The 18309-nt window shown below is 71.5% G+C and carries 16 protein-coding genes; 10 read left to right on the forward strand and 6 right to left on the reverse strand.

The annotated features are described in order from the left end of the window. Positions 1-146 precede the first annotated feature (146 nt). A complete protein-coding gene (locus H4696_RS48380; protein ID WP_086861185.1) occupies positions 147-1058 on the reverse strand; it encodes a DUF4097 family beta strand repeat-containing protein in 912 nt (303 codons plus the stop codon). A gap of 11 nt (positions 1059-1069) precedes the next feature. Then, complete coding sequence (locus H4696_RS48385) at positions 1070-1573, reverse strand: toxin-antitoxin system HicB family antitoxin (RefSeq protein WP_086861187.1); 504 nt, start codon at positions 1571-1573, stop codon at positions 1070-1072. Between the two features lie 81 nt (positions 1574-1654). On the opposite strand from H4696_RS48385, the gene thyX reads away from it, so the two are divergent. The 9 genes from thyX (at position 1655) to H4696_RS48430 (ending at position 11760) form a co-directional block, all read left to right on the forward strand. Then, positions 1655-2407, forward strand: a complete 753-nt coding sequence (gene thyX, locus H4696_RS48390) for an FAD-dependent thymidylate synthase (RefSeq protein ID WP_086861189.1) — start codon at positions 1655-1657, stop codon at positions 2405-2407. After that, a complete protein-coding gene (locus tag H4696_RS48395) occupies positions 2407-2802 on the forward strand; it encodes an ACT domain-containing protein (RefSeq protein ID WP_086861191.1) in 396 nt (131 codons plus the stop codon). Before thyX ends, H4696_RS48395 begins: the two co-directional genes overlap by 1 nt. Before the next feature lie 130 nt (positions 2803-2932). After that, on the forward strand, positions 2933-4174 hold the full coding sequence (locus H4696_RS48400; RefSeq protein ID WP_169735009.1) for an Nramp family divalent metal transporter: 1242 nt from the start codon (positions 2933-2935) through the stop codon (positions 4172-4174). Positions 4175-4176: 2 nt separating this feature from the next. Beyond that, the gene (locus H4696_RS48405) at positions 4177-4626 is read left to right on the forward strand and encodes a hypothetical protein (protein ID WP_086861195.1); all 450 of its coding nucleotides are present in this window, start codon (positions 4177-4179) and stop codon (positions 4624-4626) included. Between the two features lie 31 nt (positions 4627-4657). Further along, positions 4658-6148, forward strand: a complete 1491-nt coding sequence (locus H4696_RS48410) for a serine/threonine-protein kinase (RefSeq protein WP_086861197.1) — start codon at positions 4658-4660, stop codon at positions 6146-6148. Between the two features lie 101 nt (positions 6149-6249). Beyond that, positions 6250-7263 carry a 4-hydroxy-tetrahydrodipicolinate synthase gene (gene dapA, locus H4696_RS48415; RefSeq protein WP_086861199.1) on the forward strand — a complete coding sequence of 338 codons (1014 nt, stop codon included), beginning with the start codon at positions 6250-6252 and terminating at the stop codon, positions 7261-7263. Next, on the forward strand, positions 7260-8957 hold the full coding sequence (locus H4696_RS48420) for a ribonuclease J (protein WP_169735010.1): 1698 nt from the start codon (positions 7260-7262) through the stop codon (positions 8955-8957). The genes dapA and H4696_RS48420 overlap by 4 nt, the downstream gene beginning before the upstream one ends. 144 nt (positions 8958-9101) lie before the next feature. Next, entirely contained in the window at positions 9102-9845 is a 744-nt protein-coding gene (locus H4696_RS48425) for a hypothetical protein (protein ID WP_086861202.1), read from the forward strand. A 271-nt stretch (positions 9846-10116) separates the two neighbouring features. After that, positions 10117-11760, forward strand: coding sequence for a substrate-binding domain-containing protein (locus H4696_RS48430; protein WP_086861204.1), 1644 nt, complete (start codon positions 10117-10119; stop codon positions 11758-11760). On the opposite strand, the gene H4696_RS48435 is transcribed toward H4696_RS48430, so the two are convergent. From H4696_RS48435 to H4696_RS48450, 4 genes are read right to left on the reverse strand one after another with little or no spacing between them, the layout of a single operon-like run. After that, positions 11714-13087 carry an amino acid permease gene (locus tag H4696_RS48435; protein WP_086861206.1) on the reverse strand — a complete coding sequence of 458 codons (1374 nt, stop codon included), beginning with the start codon at positions 13085-13087 and terminating at the stop codon, positions 11714-11716. The genes H4696_RS48430 and H4696_RS48435 overlap by 47 nt on opposite strands. A 51-nt stretch (positions 13088-13138) precedes the next feature. After that, positions 13139-14086 carry an EamA family transporter gene (locus tag H4696_RS48440; protein WP_086861208.1) on the reverse strand — a complete coding sequence of 316 codons (948 nt, stop codon included), beginning with the start codon at positions 14084-14086 and terminating at the stop codon, positions 13139-13141. A 49-nt stretch (positions 14087-14135) separates the two neighbouring features. Continuing rightward, positions 14136-14750, reverse strand: a complete 615-nt coding sequence (wrbA, locus tag H4696_RS48445) for an NAD(P)H:quinone oxidoreductase (protein WP_086861210.1) — start codon at positions 14748-14750, stop codon at positions 14136-14138. A 34-nt stretch (positions 14751-14784) separates the two neighbouring features. Continuing rightward, the gene (locus H4696_RS48450; protein ID WP_086861212.1) at positions 14785-15612 is read right to left on the reverse strand and encodes a lysophospholipid acyltransferase family protein; all 828 of its coding nucleotides are present in this window, start codon (positions 15610-15612) and stop codon (positions 14785-14787) included. A gap of 128 nt (positions 15613-15740) precedes the next feature. On the opposite strand from H4696_RS48450, the gene H4696_RS48455 reads away from it, so the two are divergent. Beyond that, positions 15741-18233, forward strand: coding sequence for a DNA translocase FtsK (locus H4696_RS48455; protein WP_086861214.1), 2493 nt, complete (start codon positions 15741-15743; stop codon positions 18231-18233). Positions 18234-18309 lie beyond the last annotated feature (76 nt).

Raw genomic sequence — 18309 nt, forward strand, 5'->3', positions numbered from 1 at the left:
CGCAACCGCCGCAACCGCAGTCGTTGCCAGCGGCCGCCGCACCATCGCAGCCGCAGCCGCGGCAAAGCTGCAGCCGCCGCGACCCCCGCGCACAAAGACGGGCCGCTCCCGGCACCCCCACCGGGAACGGCCCGTCTCCCCCTTACTCAGCCGGCCGCGCGCGTCACCACGGCGTTGCCGGAGCCCGTCCGGGCTCGCACCCGCAACTTCACTTCCCCCTCGGGCGCCGCCTCCAGCACGTCCAGCTCACTCGAAACCCGGCCCCCGCTGGAAGTCAGGTCGATCTCTGCCGCGGTCCCGCCGCGGATGCCGATCCGCACCTCGCCCGACCCCGTGATCAAGTCCAGCGATCCCGAAGCCGCGTCCGCCACCGACAGGTCGCCGCTGCCGGTGCGGGCCATCACCTCGCCCGACACCGCGCCCAGCCAGACGTTGCCCGTTCCCGTCGCGAGCGTCGCCGAGCCCGCCAGTGACGATGCCTCGACGCTGCCGCTGCCGCTGCGGAGCTGGAGCCCCGCCAAGGTCGGGCCGAGGGTGATGCCGCCGCTGCCGGTGCGGATCGTGGCCGAGCCGTCCGCGCGGTCGAGCTTGACCTCGCCCGAGCCCGTCAGCAGGTCGACGCGGCCGGCCGAACCGGTCACCGTCACGTCCGCCGCGCCCGCGCGCACCTCCACGTGCGAGCCGGCCGGGGCGTGGACCTTCACCGCCAGTGCGACGTTCCGCAGCTGCCACGCCTTCGGCGCCTGGACGACCAGGCGGTTGCCGAGCTTCTCGATCCGGCTCTGCCGCACCGCTTCGGCGGGGGAGGCCGCCGGGTCGACGCCCAGCTGGTCGCCGAAGCGCTCGCCGACCCACGACAGCAGGTTGTTCACCCCCGCCACCCACGGCTGCTGCTCGCCCTGGTCGTGCCGCAGCTCCACCCGCGCGCCGGAATCCCCGTCGAGGACGATCTCGACGCGGCCGATCGTCACGCTGACGTCGAGCTCCAGCGGGACCTCGGTCTCGAAGTCGTCGATCCGCACCAGCTCGTCGGCCGGCGTCGTCTGCTCTTCACTCATTTTCGGCCCCCTCAGCCTTGGACCCAGCCGTGCAGGCGCGACCCGGAGCGGTCGTCCTTGCCGTGGTGCTGCTTGTGGGCGCCGCCGAGCGCGCCCTGCACCGCCTGGGACACGAACGTGTTCAGTGAGACGCCCTGCGCCGCCGCCGCGCGCTCGGCCTGGCCCTTGATCTGCTCGACCAGGCGCAGCGTGATGCGGGTGATGTCGCCGCCGTCGATCGGTGGTGGTGGCGGCGTGGTGTCACGTGGTGTCGCGCGTGACGCCGGCTCTTCGGCGGCGCCGGAGACGACCACGCGGACGTCGCGCCCGTCGAGCCGCACGTCCACGACCTGGCCCGGCAGAGCGGCCGTGACCTCGGCGGCGAGGTCGGCGAGGGCGTTCATCAGCGTCAGTCGGACGGCGGGTTCGAGCGCGGAGGACAGCAGCGCGGCCGCTCGCCGGGTCTGCTCGTCCCCGGCGGCAGCCGTGTTCGCGAGGTCCTCGCGAAGGTTGGCGATGTACGGCGTCAGGTCCATGACACCACTATGACGTCATCGGTGGTGTCAGTCAAGGAAGCGGATAGGCTGCCGGGGGAGTCGTGGAGAAGGAGTGCTGACGTGACCGAAACCGTGTCACCCCGGGTGCAGCTGATCGCGAAAACGGAGTTCTTCCCACCCGAGGACGTCCCGTGGTCGACCGACGCCGACGGCGGCGAGGCGCTGGCCGAGTTCGCCGGCCGGGCCTGCTACCAGTCGTGGAAGAAGCCGAACCCCGCCACCGCGACCAACGCCGGCTACCTCGAGCACATCATCGACGTCGGGCACCTTTCGGTGCTGGAGCACGGCACGGTCACCTTCTATATCACCGGCATCTCGCGGTCGCTGACGCACGAGCTGATCCGCCACCGCCACTTCTCCTACTCCCAGCTCTCGCAGCGCTACGTCCCGGAGCGCACCGCCGCCGTCGTCGAACCGGACGTGATCGCGAACGACCCGGTCCTGCACGAGAAGTTCCTCGCCGCGACGCAGGCGAGCGTCGACGCCTACAACGAGCTCCTCGCCGGCCTGGAGGAGAAGTTCGCCGACGTCCCGAGCGCGACGCTGCGCCGCAAGCAGGCCCGCCAGGCCGCGCGGGCCGTGCTGCCGAACGCGACCGAGACGCGGATCGTCGTCACCGGCAACTACCGGGCCTGGCGCCACTTCGTCGCGATGCGCGCGACCGAGCACGCCGACGTCGAGATCCGGGAACTCGCCGTCGAATGCCTGCGCCAGCTGCAGAAAGCCGCCGCGAACGTGTTCGCGGACTTCACGATCTCGACGCTGCCCGACGGCACCGAGATCGCCACTAGCCCGAAGGTGTTCGAAGGCTGATGAAACGACTCGCGATCGACGTCCGGCCCGGTGAGTACGCCGTCGTCCGGCTGCCCGCGGACGCCCCGGTGCCCGCCGAGCTCTTCGAGCCGGGCGAGGCCTTCGTCTCGGTCACGCGCACCCCCGAGGAGCTGTCGGTGATCTGCCCGGCCGGCCGCGAGCCGGGCGGCAGCACGGCGGCGGAGGACGGCTGGCGGCTCCTGTCGGTCCGCGGCCCGCTGGAGTTCACCCTGACCGGCATCATCGCCGCGCTGGCTTCGGAGCTGGCCGCGGCCGGCGTCGCGCTGTTCTCGATGTCGACGTTCGACACCGACCACATCCTGGTCCGCGGCGCCGACCTCGAGCACGCGGTGAAGGCGCTGCGCGAGTCCGGCCACGAGGTCGCGCTGCCCTGACGCCCGTTCGGAGGGGCGGTCACCGGGTACTCCGGGCGGGACGGTGGGAACCGTCACCCTTGTGATCGAAAGTTCGGCACGCCTAAACTTCGATTTGGGGTCCCCGACATCCGGTTGAGAGGCAGGCGCCATGGCAGTGACCGAGGCCGTGCGGCCGAGACTGACGTCCCGCCTGCGCACGGGATCGGCCCTGCTCGGGCCGGCGTTCGTCGCCGCGATCGCCTACGTCGACCCCGGGAACGTCGCCTCCAACATCAGCGCCGGCGCGCGCTACGGCTACCTGCTGGTCTGGGTGATCGTCGCGGCGAACCTGATGGCCGTGCTGGTGCAGTACCTGTCGGCGAAGCTGGGGCTGGTCAGCGGGATGTCGCTGCCGGAGGCCCTGCGCGCCCGGCTGCCCCGGTCGGCGCGGCTGGCGTACTGGGCGCAGGCCGAGGTCGTCGCCATCGCCACCGACCTGGCCGAAGTGGTGGGCGGCGCGATCGCCCTCAACCTGCTGTTCGACCTGCCGCTCGTCGTCGGCGGCCTGATCACCGGCGCGGTTTCGCTGACCCTGCTGGCGGTCCAGGACCGCGGCGGCCAGCGGACGTTCGAACGGGTCGTCACCGGCCTGCTGCTGGTCATCGCCGTCGGCTTCCTGGCGAGCCTGTTCGTCGAACCACCGTCGGCCGCGGAAACCCTCGGTGGCCTGGTCCCGAAGTTCGACGGCGCGGGCAGCGTCCTGATCGCGGCGGCGATGCTCGGCGCCACGGTCATGCCGCACGCGGTCTACCTGCACTCCGGCCTGGTCCGCGACCGCCACGGCCGCCCGGACGGCGTCCGGCGCCGCCGGCTGCTGCGCGCGACCCGCGCCGACGTCGGCCTGGCGATGCTCCTGGCCGGCGCGGTGAACCTCGGCATGCTCCTGCTGGCCGCGACGAACCTGCAGGGCCAGGTGGGTGTGGACAGCATCGAGGGCGCGCACACCGCGGTCGCCGGCGCGCTCGGCCCCGGCGTCGCGCTGCTGTTCGCGATCGGCCTGCTGGCCTCCGGCCTGGCCTCGACGTCGGTCGGCGCGTACGCGGGCGCGATGATCATGCAAGGCTTGCTGCACAAGCGGATCCCGCTGGTCCTGCGCCGCCTGGTCACGCTGACCCCGGCGATCGTGGTGCTGGCGCTGGGCGCCGATCCGAGCGCCGCGCTGGTCGTGTCCCAGGTGGTGCTGTCGTTCGGGATCCCGTTCGCCCTGGTGCCGCTGATCCGCCTGACGGCCGACCGCACGCTCATGGGCGAGGACGCGAACCACCGCTTGACGACGGTGGCCGCGTGCGCGATCGCGGCGATCATCATCGCGCTGAACCTGGTCCTGATCTACCTCACCTTCGCGGGCTGATCGTGGCCGGCGAATACGGCTTGAACGCCGAATGCGGAGAACGCGAGAACCACGCCAGGGACCTCGCCCGGCACTTCGACGCCTGGCCCACGAGGGTCTTCTCCGACGGCGCCGGCTGGTGGTGCGGGGTGGCCCCCGAAGCGGTGCCCGCCGACCCGGTGGCCATGACCGCGGCCGGGCGCCGGCTCTACTGGCTGCTGCGGACCGCGCCGCAGGTCTACCGCTACGCCCTCGTCGGCGTCGGCACCGGCGGGTTCCGCACCTACACCCAGCTGATGGCCGAGCGCGACATCACGGTGTTCCCCGGGCTCGTGGTCAGCGAGGACATCTGGGCCGCCACCGGACGGCGCGCCGAGTTCAGCGGCTTCGCGCCCGGCTACCGCTGGCTGCCCTATCCGGGCGAGCCGCGTGAATTGCCCGGAACCCCGCACGCTCCGAAGCGGTCGGACTAGCATCTGCGCGACCGCCGCCAAAAGGAGCACCGTGACCGACGAACAGACCCGGCCGTACCCACCCCAGGCGCCCGTCACGCCTGGTCAGCGGGTCGTCGCCGGCCGCTACCTCCTCCTCGGCGAGCTCGGCCGCGGCGGCATGGGTGTCGTGTGGCGGGCCCAGGACCAGGTCATCGGGCGGCCGGTCGCCGTCAAGGAGCTGCGGCTGCCCGACGCCGAGTCCGCCGCCGTGTTCTCCGAGCGCGCGCTGCGCGAGGTGCGCACCGGCGGGCGGCTCAACGACCCGGCGGTCGTCACGGTCTACGACGTCGTCACCGACGGCGGCACCACCTTCATCGTGATGGAGCTCGTCGAAGCGCCGAGCCTGGCCGACCTGGTGCGGCAGCGGGGCCCGATGCCCGCCGCGCAGGCCGCGCAGGTGGGGGAGCGGGTGCTCGCCGCGTTGCAGGCCGCGCACGCCGCCGGCATCGTGCACCGCGACGTGAAGCCGGCCAACATCCTGGTCGCGCCGGACGGCCGCGTGAAGCTGACCGACTTCGGCATCGCCCACGCCATCGACGACCCGCGGCTGACCACCAGCGGCATGATCGTCGGCTCGCCCGCGTTCATGGCGCCCGAGCGCGTCGAAGGCCGCGAAGCGCTGCCCGCGTCCGACCTGTGGTCCCTCGGCGCGACGCTGTTCTTCGCCGTCGAAGGCTCGATCCCGTTCGAGCGCGCGACCACCGCCGCGACGCTGCACGCGATCATGACCGAGATCCCGTACCTGACCCGCGGCCGGGGCCCGATCGCGGCGGCCATCCTCGGCCTGCTCGTCGCCAACCCCGACGCGCGGCTCTCCGCCGCCCAGGCGCAGAACCTCCTGACCACGGCGCAGGGCGTGCGCCCGACCCCGCCGAACGGCACCGCGATGCTGGGTGCCCCGGCGACCCGGACGGCCCCGCAGCCGCCGAAGAAGAACCTCCGCGCGCTGTGGCTCTCGCTCGCCGCGGTGGCCGTCATCGGCGCGCTGATCGGCGGGTTCTTCGCGGGCAAGGCCTACCAGACGCCCGCGGCCGACCAGCAGAAGCAGCCGACGATGACCTTCGGCCTCGGCGGGCAGCTCCGCACGGCCATCGGCGGCTACTACCGGTGCTTCAACACCCCGGTGCAGGACGGCTCGATCATCAGCGACGACGACAACAAGACCGACTGCGACAAGAGCCACACGCTGGAGGTCTACGAGATCGGCGGCCTGCTGTCGGTCGAGAACTGGAACTCCGACGACGCCCAGGTGGCCGCCTACCCGGGGCAGGCCGCGGTGACCGCGAGCGCCGAGGCGGCGTGCGCGACCGCGTTCCGGTCGTCGATCGTGCCCGAGACCAAGCGGCAGGACCTCACCTACCGCGCGCTCGTGCCGACCCAGGCGCAGTGGCAGAGCGCGCCGTCGAAGAGCGGCGAGGAACCCACCCGCGAGTTCTACTGCCTGCTCACCCGGTCCGACGGCGGGCCGATCACCGCGCCGATCGTGACCAAGGTCAAGTAGAAGTTCCGCGACGAGCGGCCACCCCCGGGAAATCCTCCGCACTTCGCCCGGGAGGCCAGGTCGGCGCGGTTTTCGCCGGGGGGACGGGGTACCGTCTGGGCATGTCCAACCCACCTACCGCAGCGCCCGGACGGCCGTTCGGGCGCGTGCTCACCGCGATGGCCACGCCCTTCGACGCCGACGGGGCGCTGGACCTGAAGCGGGCGCAGGAGCTGGCCGAGCACCTCGTGGAGCTGGGGAACGACGGCCTCGTCGTCAACGGCACGACCGGCGAGAGCCCGACCACGACCGACGACGAGAAGCAGCAGCTGATCCGCGCCGTGATCGAGGCCGTCGGCGACCGCGCGACCGTCGTGGCCGGCGCGGGCACCAACAACACGGCGCACAGCATCGAGCAGGCGAAGCAGGCCGAGGCGGCCGGCGCGCACGGCCTCCTCGTCGTCACGCCGTACTACTCGCGGCCGAGCCAGGCCGGGCTGTACGCGCACTTCACCACGGTCGCCGACAGCACTGGGCTGCCGGTGATGCTCTACGACATCCCGCCGCGCTCGGTCGTCCCGATCGAGGTCGACACGCTGCTGCGGCTGGCCGAGCACCCGCGGATCGTCGCGGTCAAGGACGCCAAGGGCGACCTCATCGCCGGCTCCGAGGTCATCGCGAACACCCACCTCGCCTACTACTCCGGCGACGACGGCCTGAACCTGCCGTGGATCTCCGTCGGCGGCACCGGCGTGGTGAGTGTGATCGGTCACGTCGTCGCGGGCCGGATCCGCGCCATGATCGACGCCTACGAGAACGGCGACACCTCCACCGCGCGCACGAACCACCGCGGGATGCTGCCGGTGCTGCGCGCGATGTCGCGGGTCGGCGGGGTCGCGTTCAGCAAGGCGGCGCTGCGGCTGCGCGGCTTCGACATCGGCCACCCGCGGCTCCCGATCGCCCCCGCCACCGAGGAGCAGGTGGCCGCGATCGCCGCCGATCTGGCCCAGGGCGGCGTGCCGCTGGGCGACACGGCGGCCCAGGACTGGCATGGTGAGCGGGTGGCACAAGCAGACTCGAGGGCCGCCTACGTGGCGCCGACCTCGCACACCAGCGTTGGGACCCTGCCTCGGTGAGCTCACTTCCCCAAGGTCCAGGCCCCACCAACGCCCCGCCCGCACTCCCCGAGGGAGCCCTGCGCGTCGTCGCGCTGGGCGGCATCGGCGAGGTCGGGCGCAACATGACCGTCTTCGAATTCGGCGGGCGGCTGCTCATCGTCGACTGCGGGGTGCTCTTCCCCGAGGACGACCAGCCCGGCGTCGACTTGATCCTGCCCGACTTCCGCGCGATCGAGGACCGCCTCGACGACATCGACGGCCTGGTGCTCACCCACGGGCACGAGGACCACATCGGTGCCGTCCCGTTCCTCCTGCGCCTGCGGCCGGACCTGCCGATCTACGGCTCGAAGTTCACGAACGCCCTGCTCGCGGCGAAGGCCAAGGAGCACCGGCAGCGGCCGAACCTGATCCAGGTCCGCGAGGGCGAGCGCCGCGACGTCGGCGTGTTCAACCTCGAGTTCTTCGCGGTGAACCACTCCATCCCGGACGCGCTGGCCGTGGCCATCCGCACCCCGGCGGGCGTGGTGCTGCACACCGGCGACATCAAGCTCGACCAGCTCCCGCTGGACGGGCGCCTCACCGACCTGGCCGGGTTCTCCCGGCTCGGCGACGAGGGCGTCGACCTGTTCTGCGTCGACTCGACCAACGCCGAGGTGCCCGGGTTCGTCATGCCCGAGCGCGACATCGGCCCGGTGCTCGACGACGTCATCCGCCGCGTGGACCAGCGCGTGATCGTGGCCTGCTTCGCCAGCCACGTGCACCGCGTCCAGCAGGTCCTGGACGCCGCGCACCGGCACGGCCGGCGGATCGCGTTCGTCGGCCGCTCGATGGTCCGGAACATGGGGATCGCCGCCGACCTCGGCCTGCTCAACGTCCCCGAGGGCCTGCTGGTCGACCTCGACCAGGCGAGCACCCTGCCGGAGAGCAAGGTCCTGTTCGTCTCGACGGGTTCGCAGGGCGAGCCGCTCTCGGCGCTGTCGCGGATGGCGCGCGGGGAGCACCGCCAGATCTCGATCCGCGCGGGCGACACGGTCGTGCTGGCCAGCTCGATGATCCCGGGCAACGAGACCGCGGTGTTCGGCGTGGTCAACGGCCTGACGCGGCTCGGCGCGAACGTCGTGCACCAGGGCAACGCGAAGGTGCACGTCTCCGGCCACGCGTCGGCGGGCGAGCTGCTCTACCTGTACAACGCGGTGCGCCCGAGCAACGTGATGCCGGTCCACGGCGAGTGGAAGCACCTGCGCGCGAACGGCGAGCTGGCCATCCGCACCGGCGTGGCCGCGGAGAACGTGGTCATCGCCGAGGACGGCGTGGTCGTCGACCTGGTCGACGGCAAGGCGACCCGCACCGGCCGCGTCGAGGTGGGCCACGTGTACGTGGACGGCCTGTCGGTCGGCGACGTCGGCGAGTCGACCCTGTCGGATCGGCTGGTCCTCGGCGAGGGCGGGTTCATCGCGATCAACGTCGCGGTCGACTCGAACACGGGCCGCGCGGTCAGCAGCCCGACGGTCGCCGGCCGCGGGTTCTCCGACGACCCGAAGGCGCTCGACGCCGTCGTGCCGCTGGTGGAGATGGAGCTGGCGCGCACCGAGGCCGAAGGCATCACCGACACCCACCGGATCGCGCAGGCGGTCCGGCGCGTGGTGGGCCGCTGGGTGGCGGACACCTACCGCCGCCGCCCGATGATCGTCCCGACGGTCATCCCGGTCTGAGTTCGTTCACACGGGACGCCTTCGCCTCCAGCCGGAGTGCGGAGGCGTTCCGCGTTTCGGCACGCCGGTTCCGCTTGGGTAACGGTGGTGAAGATTGCTTCCTGCTCCACCTACCCTTGAAGACTCGCCTGGACGGGGGTCGGTGTGTTTTCGAGGATCTGGGACTCGATTCGGCGAGGCCGCCATGTCGAGCTGTACCTCGTCCTTGTCGTCAGCACCGTGGCCGTGGTTCTCGCGATTCTGGACGTCGGATCCCAGCGGCTTGTTTCGACGCTCACGGTCACGGCACTGGGGTTGACCGGGTTCGCCCTCATCGAGCAGCGGATCGCTGTTGAAGCCAGCTTGGACAGGCTGGCTGATATCGGCGCGAGAGCGAAGTTCCAGGCCGAGCCCCTTCTGGATCTTCCGTCGGCGTTGAAGAACTCGAGCCTGGTGATGCTTGCCGGAGTGGACCTTTCGCGGACATTCGGCCGCTATGAGGCGGAACTGAAAGACTACGTGCAGGCGGGCAAGCGACTTCGAGTCATGCTGTACGACCCCGAGGGAACGGCTCTCGACCACGCAGTCGTGCGATCGAGGCGGCACTTTTCACGTGACCGCGAAGTCGCGTTGATCGAGAACTCCTGTTATGACTTCTTGACGCTGCGTGCTCTGTCGTCAGCCGATGGCGTTGACGTGAGGCTCTCGCAGTTTCCATTTCCGTACGGTGTCATCGCTGCCGATTACCACTCCGAAAATGGATCCATCTGCCTCAAGCACTACACGTTCAAGGGTGAGTCGTACGACAAACCGTGGATCTGCCTCGCTTTCGCAGACGGACGCTGGTACGCACAGTTCGCCGGTGAGATCGACTCCTACTGGGATGAGGCGCGGCCGGCTGTTGCTTAGCGTCCCAGCTTGATGACCAGCAGCGCGAGGGCCACGACGACGCTCTGGCGGAGGAGCGCGCGGCGAGCCCGGCGCTGTTCGGCACGTGTCGGCTTCATGAGCACCAGTGTTTCGGCTGCCACGGGCGGGGACATCCCGCTGCGGGACGGGCCGGGTCCGACTCAGGGATGAGGCTGCCCCTAGGGGCTGTTACGCCGTCTGGACCACGAGATGCCGCTTTGCCGCGGGATAACCTTGATCCCCACTCGCCTCGCGCAGAGAGGCCGCGCCGATGGGACGTCACTCGCCGGATGGCCGACGCCGGTTGCTCGTTCCCGTGCTCGCGACCGGGCTCGTGCTCGTCCTCGGCGCCGCCGCCTGGGTGACCGTCACGGCCGTGCGCTCGCGGTCGTCGTGCGAGCAGCCCGTGAACGTCCTCGTGACGGCGTCCGCGGACATCGCGCCCGCGTTGACGATCGTCGCGCGGGGGCTCGACCTCCCGTGCGGGGGCGTCCAGGTCCAGACCAGGGAGGCGACGCAGGCCGCCGAGCGGCTCGCGATGTCCGACGGCAGTCCGCGCCCGCAGGTGTGGGTGCCCGATTCCACGCTCGCCCTGCGCCGCGCGCACCAGCTCGGTGCCGCCGACGTGCCCGAAAGCGGGGCGTCGGTCGCCAGCTCGCCCGTGGTGCTCGGCGTCGCCGCGGACGTCGCCAAGGGCCTCGGCTGGCCCGAGCGCACGCCCACGTGGGCGGACGTCCTGGCCGCGCCCGGCGTCGTCCCGGGGATGCCCGACCCGGCGCGCGACCCGGTCGGCGCGCTGGCGCTGCTCGGCCTGCGCGACAGCGTCAAGGCGGCGCCCGAGGCTTCGGCCGCGTACGTCGCGCTGCTGAGGCGGCTCTCGGTCAACACGCTCGGCGCCGAGTCGGACCTGATCGCGCGGCTGCCGGGCTCGAGCGACGGCAGCGGCACGGCCGCGGTCACAGCGTTCCCCACCTCCGAGAACTCCTTGCTGCGCCACAACATCGAGGACACGTCGTCGCCGCTCGTCGCCGTCTACTCGACCGCGGTGCCCACTTTGGACTACCCGTTCGCCGAGCTGAGCGGCGTCACCCCGCAGCAGCGCCCGATCGTCGACGCGCTGCGGGAGGCCCTGCTCGGCGGCCCCGGCTCCGACGCGATCGCGAAGACTGGCCTGCGTGCCGCCGGCGGCCAGGCACTGCGCGACCACACCGACGACCCGCGCGTGTCGCCGACGGGCATCCAAGTCGTGAACCTGCCGCAGGCCGGCGTCGTCGACGAACTGCTCAACCAGTGGGCGGGCGTCAACCTGAGCGCGCGCGTGCAGGTGCTGATCGACGTGTCGGGCTCGATGAACGCGCAAGTGCCGGGCACGGCGCTGAACCGGATGCAGCTGACGGTCGAGGCGACGCAGAAGGCGTTGCACCTGTTCAAACCGGCGACGCAGCTGCGCATGCTGGCGTTCTCCACCAAGCTCGACGGCGACAAGGACTACCGCGAGATCCTGCCGATGGCCCCGGTCGCCCAGCACCTGGCCAGTGGCGCGCTGGACCGGCTCGGGCAGCTCAAGGCGACCGCCGACGGTGGAACCGGGCTCTACGACAGCGTGCTGGACACCTACCGCACCGCCCGCCGCGAGTGGGAGCCCGGCCGGCTCAACCTGGTGATCGTGATGACGGACGGCCGCAACGAGGACCCGCACAGCATCAGCCGCCCGGACCTGCTGGCCGAGCTGGCGAAACTCCAGGACCCGCGGCGCCCCATCCCGCTGATCGGCGTGGGCGTCGGCCCGGACGCGGACAAACCGGAACTCGACCAGATCACCGCGGCGACCGGCGGCCAGGCGTTCCTGGCCCCGGACCCGGCGAAGATCACGGACGTGTTTTTCGGGGCGCTGAGCCGGATCGCCGGCGGATGAGGGCGTAGACGCCCAGGATCACCGCCAGGCTGATGAGGCTCAGGTACAGCTGCGAGCGCGCGTCCGCGTCCACGAACAGCATCGACGCCACCACCGCCAGCGTCAGTGCCAACGTCACCCAGCTCAGCCACGGGTAGCCCCACATCCGCAGCTTCAGCTTCTCCGGTGACGACGCCTCGAGGGCCCGCCGCATCCGCAGCTGCGAGCCGCAGATGATCGCGTACACGAACAGCGCCACCGCGCCCGCCGAATTGATGATGAAGTAGAAGATCTTGTCCGGGGACACGTAGCTCATCACCACGGCCACGTAACCGACCGAAGTGGACACCAGGATCGCCTTCCACGGCACCCCGCGCGCGTTCGTGTCCGAGATCCACGACGGGGCCCAGCCGTGGCGCCGCAGCGCGAACAGCATCCGGGAGGCCGTGTACAGCCCCGAATTCAGCACCGACAGGGCCGCCGTCAGGACGACCGCGCTCACGATCGTCGACGCCGCCGGGACACCGAAGCGGCCGAACGCCGCCGCGAACGGGCTTGTCTCGCTGGGGATTTCGCGCCACGGCGTGATCATCACCAGCAGGGTCACCGAACCCACGTAGAACACGATCACGCGCCAGACGATCGTCGACGTCGCCTTGCGGACCGCCGTCTCCGGCTGGTCGGACTCCGCGGCCGCGATCGTCACGATTTCCGCGCCGAAGTACGAAAAAATCACGATCACGACGCCGTGGACGACCGAAAAACCGCCGTGGGGCACGAAACCGTCCAGGCCGATGTTGCCGACCGACAAGTGGGCGCCCGGCCAGAGCCCGAGCACGAACAGCAGGCCCAGCACCAGGAACACCACGATGGTCGCGACCTTGATCGACGCCAGCCAGAACTCCGTCTCGCCGAACGACCGCGCCGACGCCAGGTTCGTCGCCGTCAGCAGCAGCATCAGCGCCAGCGAGAACACCCACTGCGGCACGCCGGGGATCCAGCCCTGCAGGATCTTCGCGCCGGCGACCGCCTCGAACGCGACCACGCCGACCCAGAAGTACCAGTACAGCCAGCCGATCGTGAAGCCCGCCCAGCCGCCGAGCGAGTCGCGCGCGTACTCCATGAACGAGCCCAGCGACGGTGCCGCCGTCGCCATTTCGCCGAGCATCCGCATCACGAGCACGACGAGCAGGCCGCCCAGCGCGTACGAGAGCACGGCCGCCGGGCCGACGGTGTGGATCACCGCACCGCTGCCGATGAACAGGCTGGCTCCGATGATGCCGCCGAGGGCGATCATCCGGACGTGCCGCTGGCGCAGATCGGGCCGCAGCCCGGGCTTCGTCGTCACGGTGCGGGATTCTCGCACCCGGATGTTACGCCGTGAAGAATTTGCGCAAGCTCAGCTCGTGAGGACCTCGGACTTCCGCTGCACCAGGTACGCCCCGCCGAGCAGGATCGCCGAGCCGAGCAGCTGGAGCCAGGTGAGCTCCTCGCCGAGCAGCGCCCACGCCGTGACCGTGACGATCACCGGCTCGACCAAGCCCAGCACGCTCGCCACCGACGCCGGCAGGTGCCGCAGCGACGAGATGCCGAAGACGTAGGCCAGCACGGTCGCCACCAGCACCAGCAGGGTGAGCAGCAGCCACACCGGCGGGTGCCACGCGCCGAACCCGACGTCGGTGCCGAGCAGCCCGACCGGCCACGTCCACGGCGGCGCGGCGAAGCTGATCGCGACCGCGCCGATCGCCATGCCCCAGGTGACCAGGCCGAGCGGGTCGATGTCGGCCACCGCGCGCTCGCCGAGCAGGAAGTACCCGGCCGAGCACAGCGCGGCGCCGAAGCCGGCGAGCAGGCCGACGCCGTCGAGCGTCACGCCCTGCCAGACCTGCGCGACGAGCGACAGCCCGACCATCGCCAGCGCGATGCCGCCCCACACCGACCGCGGCAGCCGGTGCCGCCGGACGAACCGGACCCACAGCGCGATGAGCACGGGGGAGACGAACTCCAGCAGGATCGCGATACCGACCGGGATCCGGCCCGCGGCGACGAAGTAGAGCAGCTGCACGCCGGCGACGCCGAGCAGGCCGTAGCCGGCCAGCACCGGGAGCTCGGCCCGGCGCACCCGCAGCTTGCGCGGCGCCACCAGTGCCACGCCCGCCAGCAGCACCAGCCCCGCCAGCGCGATGCGCATCGCGGCCACCTGCTCCGGGCTGATCCCGGCGGCCATCGCGGACTTGCCCAGCGTGCCCGACGTGCTGAAGAACAGCGCGGCGAGCAGGACGAGGGTGGTACCGCGGCCGCGGTGGGCGACCCGGGGCGGGGCGAGGACGGGCAGCTCGGTGGTCACCGACGCGACTCTAAGCGCGGCCGCGTGACTGCCAAAAGGGTTTTTCCGGTTACTCGGCCCGCTTGAGGCCGGTCGCGACGTGCGTCGTGATGGTGGCCAGCCGCCGCCCCTGGACGCGCAGCGCGCCGAGGGCGAGTTCGTCGGGCGCCGCCGACTTGCGGGACACGAACGAGCCGCCGTACGGGTTGCCGGACTCCATCAGGTGCGGGTCGGTGTAGCCGAGCGGGACGACGATCGCGCCCCAGTGGTAGAAGACGTTGTTGATCGCCAGCAGCGTCGATTCCAGGCCGCCGTGCGCGGTGGACGCCGTCGTGAACGACGTCGCGACCTTGTCCGCGAGCTTCCCCTTCGCCCACAGCCCGCCCGTGCTGTCCAGGAAGGACTTGAGCTGCGCGGCCGGGCCGCCGAACCGGGTCGGGCTGCCCACCGCGAGGCCGTCGGCCCATTCGAGGTCCGCCAGCTCGGCCAGCGCGTGGTGCGGGCCGGCGTCGATCCACGCCTGCCAGCGCGGGTTCTGCGCGACGGCCTGCTCGGGCGCGGTCTCCCGCACGGTCCGCACCCGCACGTCGGCGCCGGTTTCGCGGGCCCCGGCGGCGAGGGACTCGGCGAGGGCCGCCGTGTTGCCGGTCGAGCTGTAGTAGACGACGAGGATCCGTGTGCTCACGTCCGCCGACTCTAGGCGGGCCGGGCCGGGTGTCTCAGGATCCGGACTTCGGCTTCCACGGGCTGACGGTGTCGGTCGGCCGCGTCGGGTCGTGGAAGCGCGGGCGGTCCAGCTCGCCGCGGCGCAGCGGGACCAGGCCGTCGGTGATGGCCTGCATGATCTTCGCGTGCGCGCGCACCCCGGCGCCCGGCCGCTCGGGCTCGACGTCGGACAGGTCGACGGGGTCCCCGAAGTGCACCTGGAACCGCGGCCGGCGCAGCGGCGCGCTGAGCCCGGAGCGGGCGAGCGGGACGAGGTCGGCCGGGCCGTTGACGGTCTCGGTGCCCCAGTAGACGGCCTCGTGCGCGCCCCACTGGCTGATCGGGATCACCGGCACGCCCGAGGCGAGCGCCAGGCGCGCCGCGCCGGTCTTGCCGCGCTCCGGCCACAGGCCAGGGTCGTGGCTGATCCGGCCCTCCGGGTAGACGATGATCGGCTCGCGCGTGGTCTTCATCGCCTCGACGGCCTCGGCGAACTGCCCGACCGCGGTTCCGGCGTGCTTGCGGTCGACCCGCAGGTGCCCGCTGACCCGCAGCGCGGGCCCGATCACGGGCGCGTCCAGGATGCCGCCCGCGAGCATGAACCGCGGGTTGATGCCGATCCGCTTGCACGCCGCCATCAGCACGAACGCGTCGAACACGCCGATGTGGTTCGCGGTCATGAGCAGCGGCTTGCCCCGCAGCTGCGCGGGGATCCGGCCGGTGACGGTGAGCCGCCCGACCAGGTTCACCAGACCGCGGTCGATGTTCAGCATGGTCCGCCAGATGGCGGGGGCACGGCGGGGCGGTTCGGCGGTGCGCAGCGCGAGCATGGGGCAGAGCATGGCAGACGCCGGTTTCACCCGAATGCGCACGGGCGGTGTGCACCCGGATGGCCGCTGTGAGGCAGAAGTTCACCCTGAGCCGAGAGTGGCGCACGGGACGATCGGCCACGGGCGGTTACCGTTGACGCATGGCTGGGTCGGCGACGAGGAAGAGAAGCACGGGAAGCGGCGCGAAGGGAGCGGCGGCGCGGAAGCCGCGTACACCCGCGAAGCCACGTCCACGTTCGTCGCCCGCCCGCAAGCCTGCCCCGCGCCGCAAGACGCCCGGGATCTTCGGCAAGGGCGTCCGCGGCACCTGGAACCTGCTGGCCAAGGGCACCGGCACGCTGGCCCGCACGGTCGGCCGCACCCGTGAGCTCGAGCCCGAGCACCGCCGTGACGGCCTCGCGCTGGGCCTGATCGCGCTGGCCATCATCGCCGCCGTCGGGGTCTGGTGGCGGGCCGCCGGGCCGATCGGCGCCGGCGTCGAGATCGCCACCCGGACCGTGCTCGGTGCCGGGGCGGTGACGCTTCCGCTGGTGCTGGTCGTGGTCGCCGTCGCGCTGATGCGGTCCGAGCCGCACCCCGAGACCCGGCCGCGGATGGTCATCGGCACGATCATGGTCGTCCTGTCGGTGCTCGGGATGCTGCACATCTTCACCGCGCTCCCGGCCACCAACGACGGCCGGATGTACGCCGGCGGCATCATCGGCGCCTTCTCCGGCGGCCTGCTGACCATGGGCGTCACCACCTGGGTCGCCGTGCCGCTGCTGATCCTCGCGCTCGTCTTCGGCATCCTCGTCTTCACCGGCACGCCGGTCCGCGAGATCCCGCAGCGGCTGCGCAACTGGGGCCTCGACGAGGAGGAGATCGCCGAGGCCGAGGCGCTGCGCTCCGGGTTCGCCACCGACGAGGACGCCGTCACCGAGGCCGACCCGAAGTCCGCGCGGCTGCGCAAGCCGTCCCGCCGCCGTCAGGCCAGCGACGCCGAACCCGAGCAGCTCGACATCGACGCGATGCTGGCCGAGCCGCCGACGCCGATCAAGCCGCCCAAGGCCGTGCCCAAGCCGGTCGAGGTGCCCGAGAAGAAGCCGAAGAAGCCCGCGGAGCCGCCGCTCGCCGTCACGCGGACCGTCGAAGGCGACTACCAGCTCCCGCCGCCCGACCTGCTGAAGCTCGGCGACGCGCCGAAGTCCCGCAGCAAGGCCAACGACGCCATGATCGAGGCGATCACCGGCGTGCTGGAGCAGTTCAACGTCGACGCGCAGGTCACCGGCTTCACCCGCGGGCCCACGGTCACCCGCTACGAGGTCGAGCTCGGCCCGGGCGTGAAGGTCGAGAAGATCACCGCGCTGACCAAGAACATCGCCTACGCGGTGGCCACCGACAACGTCCGGCTGCTGGCCCCGATCCCCGGCAAGTCGGCGGTCGGCATCGAGGTGCCGAACTCCGACCGCGAGATGGTCCGCCTGGGTGACGTCCTGCGCGCGCCGTCCACGGTCAAGGACAACCACCCGATGGTGATCGGCCTCGGCAAGGACATCGAGGGCCACTTCGTCACCGCGAACCTGACGAAGATGCCCCACCTGCTGGTCGCCGGTTCCACCGGTTCCGGTAAGTCGAGCTTCGTCAACTCGATGCTGGTGTCGCTGCTCGCGCGCTCGACGCCGGACGAGTGCCGGATGATCCTGATCGACCCGAAGATGGTCGAGCTGACGCCGTACGAGGGCATCCCGCACCTGATCACGCCCATCATCACCCAGCCGAAGAAGGCCGCCGCCGCGCTGGCCTGGCTGGTGGAGGAGATGGAGCAGCGCTACCAGGACATGCAGGTCAACAAGGTCCGGCACATCGACGACTACAACAAGAAGGTGAAGTCCGGCGAGATCACCGCGCCGCCGGGGTCCGAGCGCGAGTACCGGCCCTACCCGTACATCATGGCGATCGTCGACGAGCTCGCCGACCTGATGATGACCGCCCCGCGCGACGTCGAGGACGCGATCGTCCGGATCACCCAGAAGGCGCGTGCCGCGGGGATCCACCTGGTCCTGGCGACGCAGCGGCCGTCGGTCGACGTCGTCACCGGCCTGATCAAGACGAACGTGCCTTCGCGGCTGGCGTTCGCGACGTCGTCGCTGACCGACTCGCGGGTCATCCTCGACCAGCCGGGCGCGGAGAAGCTGATCGGCATGGGCGACGCGCTCTACCTGCCGATGGGCGCCGGGAAACCGGTCCGCATCCAGGGCGCGTTCGTCGGCGACGAGGAGATCGCCGCGGTCGTCAACTACGCCAAGGAGCAGGCGCAGCCGGACTACCAGGACGGCGTCACGGCGCAGAAGGCCGGCGAGAAGAAGGAGATCGACCCGGACATCGGGGACGACCTGGACGTCCTGCTGCAGGCGGCCGAGCTGATCGTGACGTCGCAGTTCGGCTCGACGTCGATGCTGCAGCGCAAGCTGCGGGTCGGCTTCGCCAAGGCCGGCCGGCTGATGGACCTGCTGGAAAGCCGCGGCGTGGTCGGCCCGTCGGAGGGCTCGAAGGCCCGCGACGTGCTGATCAAGCCGGAGGAGCTGGAAGGCGTCCTGTACATGATCCGCGGCGGCGGCCCGGTGGACGCGGACGCCGGCGGCGACGAGGAATAGCCGGCCCCTGGTTGGTGCTTCAGGCTGTTCTGTGCGGTTTACTGGTGCGAAACGGCACGAAGCGCTGCGGAGGAGG

Origin of the sequence: Amycolatopsis lexingtonensis (assembly GCF_014873755.1) — a bacterium.
In the GTDB taxonomy this organism is placed as follows: Bacteria; Actinomycetota; Actinomycetes; order Mycobacteriales; family Pseudonocardiaceae; genus Amycolatopsis; species Amycolatopsis lexingtonensis.

Excerpts from the sequence above, each read along its gene's own strand:
- H4696_RS48380 (WP_086861185.1), bottom strand. The coding sequence starts at position 1,058 with ATGAGTGAAGAGCAGACGACGCCGGCCGACGAGCTGGTGCGGATCGAC.
- H4696_RS48385 (WP_086861187.1), bottom strand. The coding sequence starts at position 1,573 with ATGGACCTGACGCCGTACATCGCCAACCTTCGCGAGGACCTCGCGAAC.
- H4696_RS48395 (WP_086861191.1), top strand. The coding sequence starts at position 2,407 with ATGAAACGACTCGCGATCGACGTCCGGCCCGGTGAGTACGCCGTCGTC.
- H4696_RS48400 (WP_169735009.1), top strand. The coding sequence starts at position 2,933 with ATGGCAGTGACCGAGGCCGTGCGGCCGAGACTGACGTCCCGCCTGCGC.
- dapA (WP_086861199.1), top strand. The coding sequence starts at position 6,250 with ATGTCCAACCCACCTACCGCAGCGCCCGGACGGCCGTTCGGGCGCGTG.
- H4696_RS48430 (WP_086861204.1), top strand. The coding sequence starts at position 10,117 with ATGGGACGTCACTCGCCGGATGGCCGACGCCGGTTGCTCGTTCCCGTG.
- H4696_RS48450 (WP_086861212.1), bottom strand. The coding sequence starts at position 15,612 with ATGCTCTGCCCCATGCTCGCGCTGCGCACCGCCGAACCGCCCCGCCGT.
- H4696_RS48455 (WP_086861214.1), top strand. The coding sequence starts at position 15,741 with ATGGCTGGGTCGGCGACGAGGAAGAGAAGCACGGGAAGCGGCGCGAAG.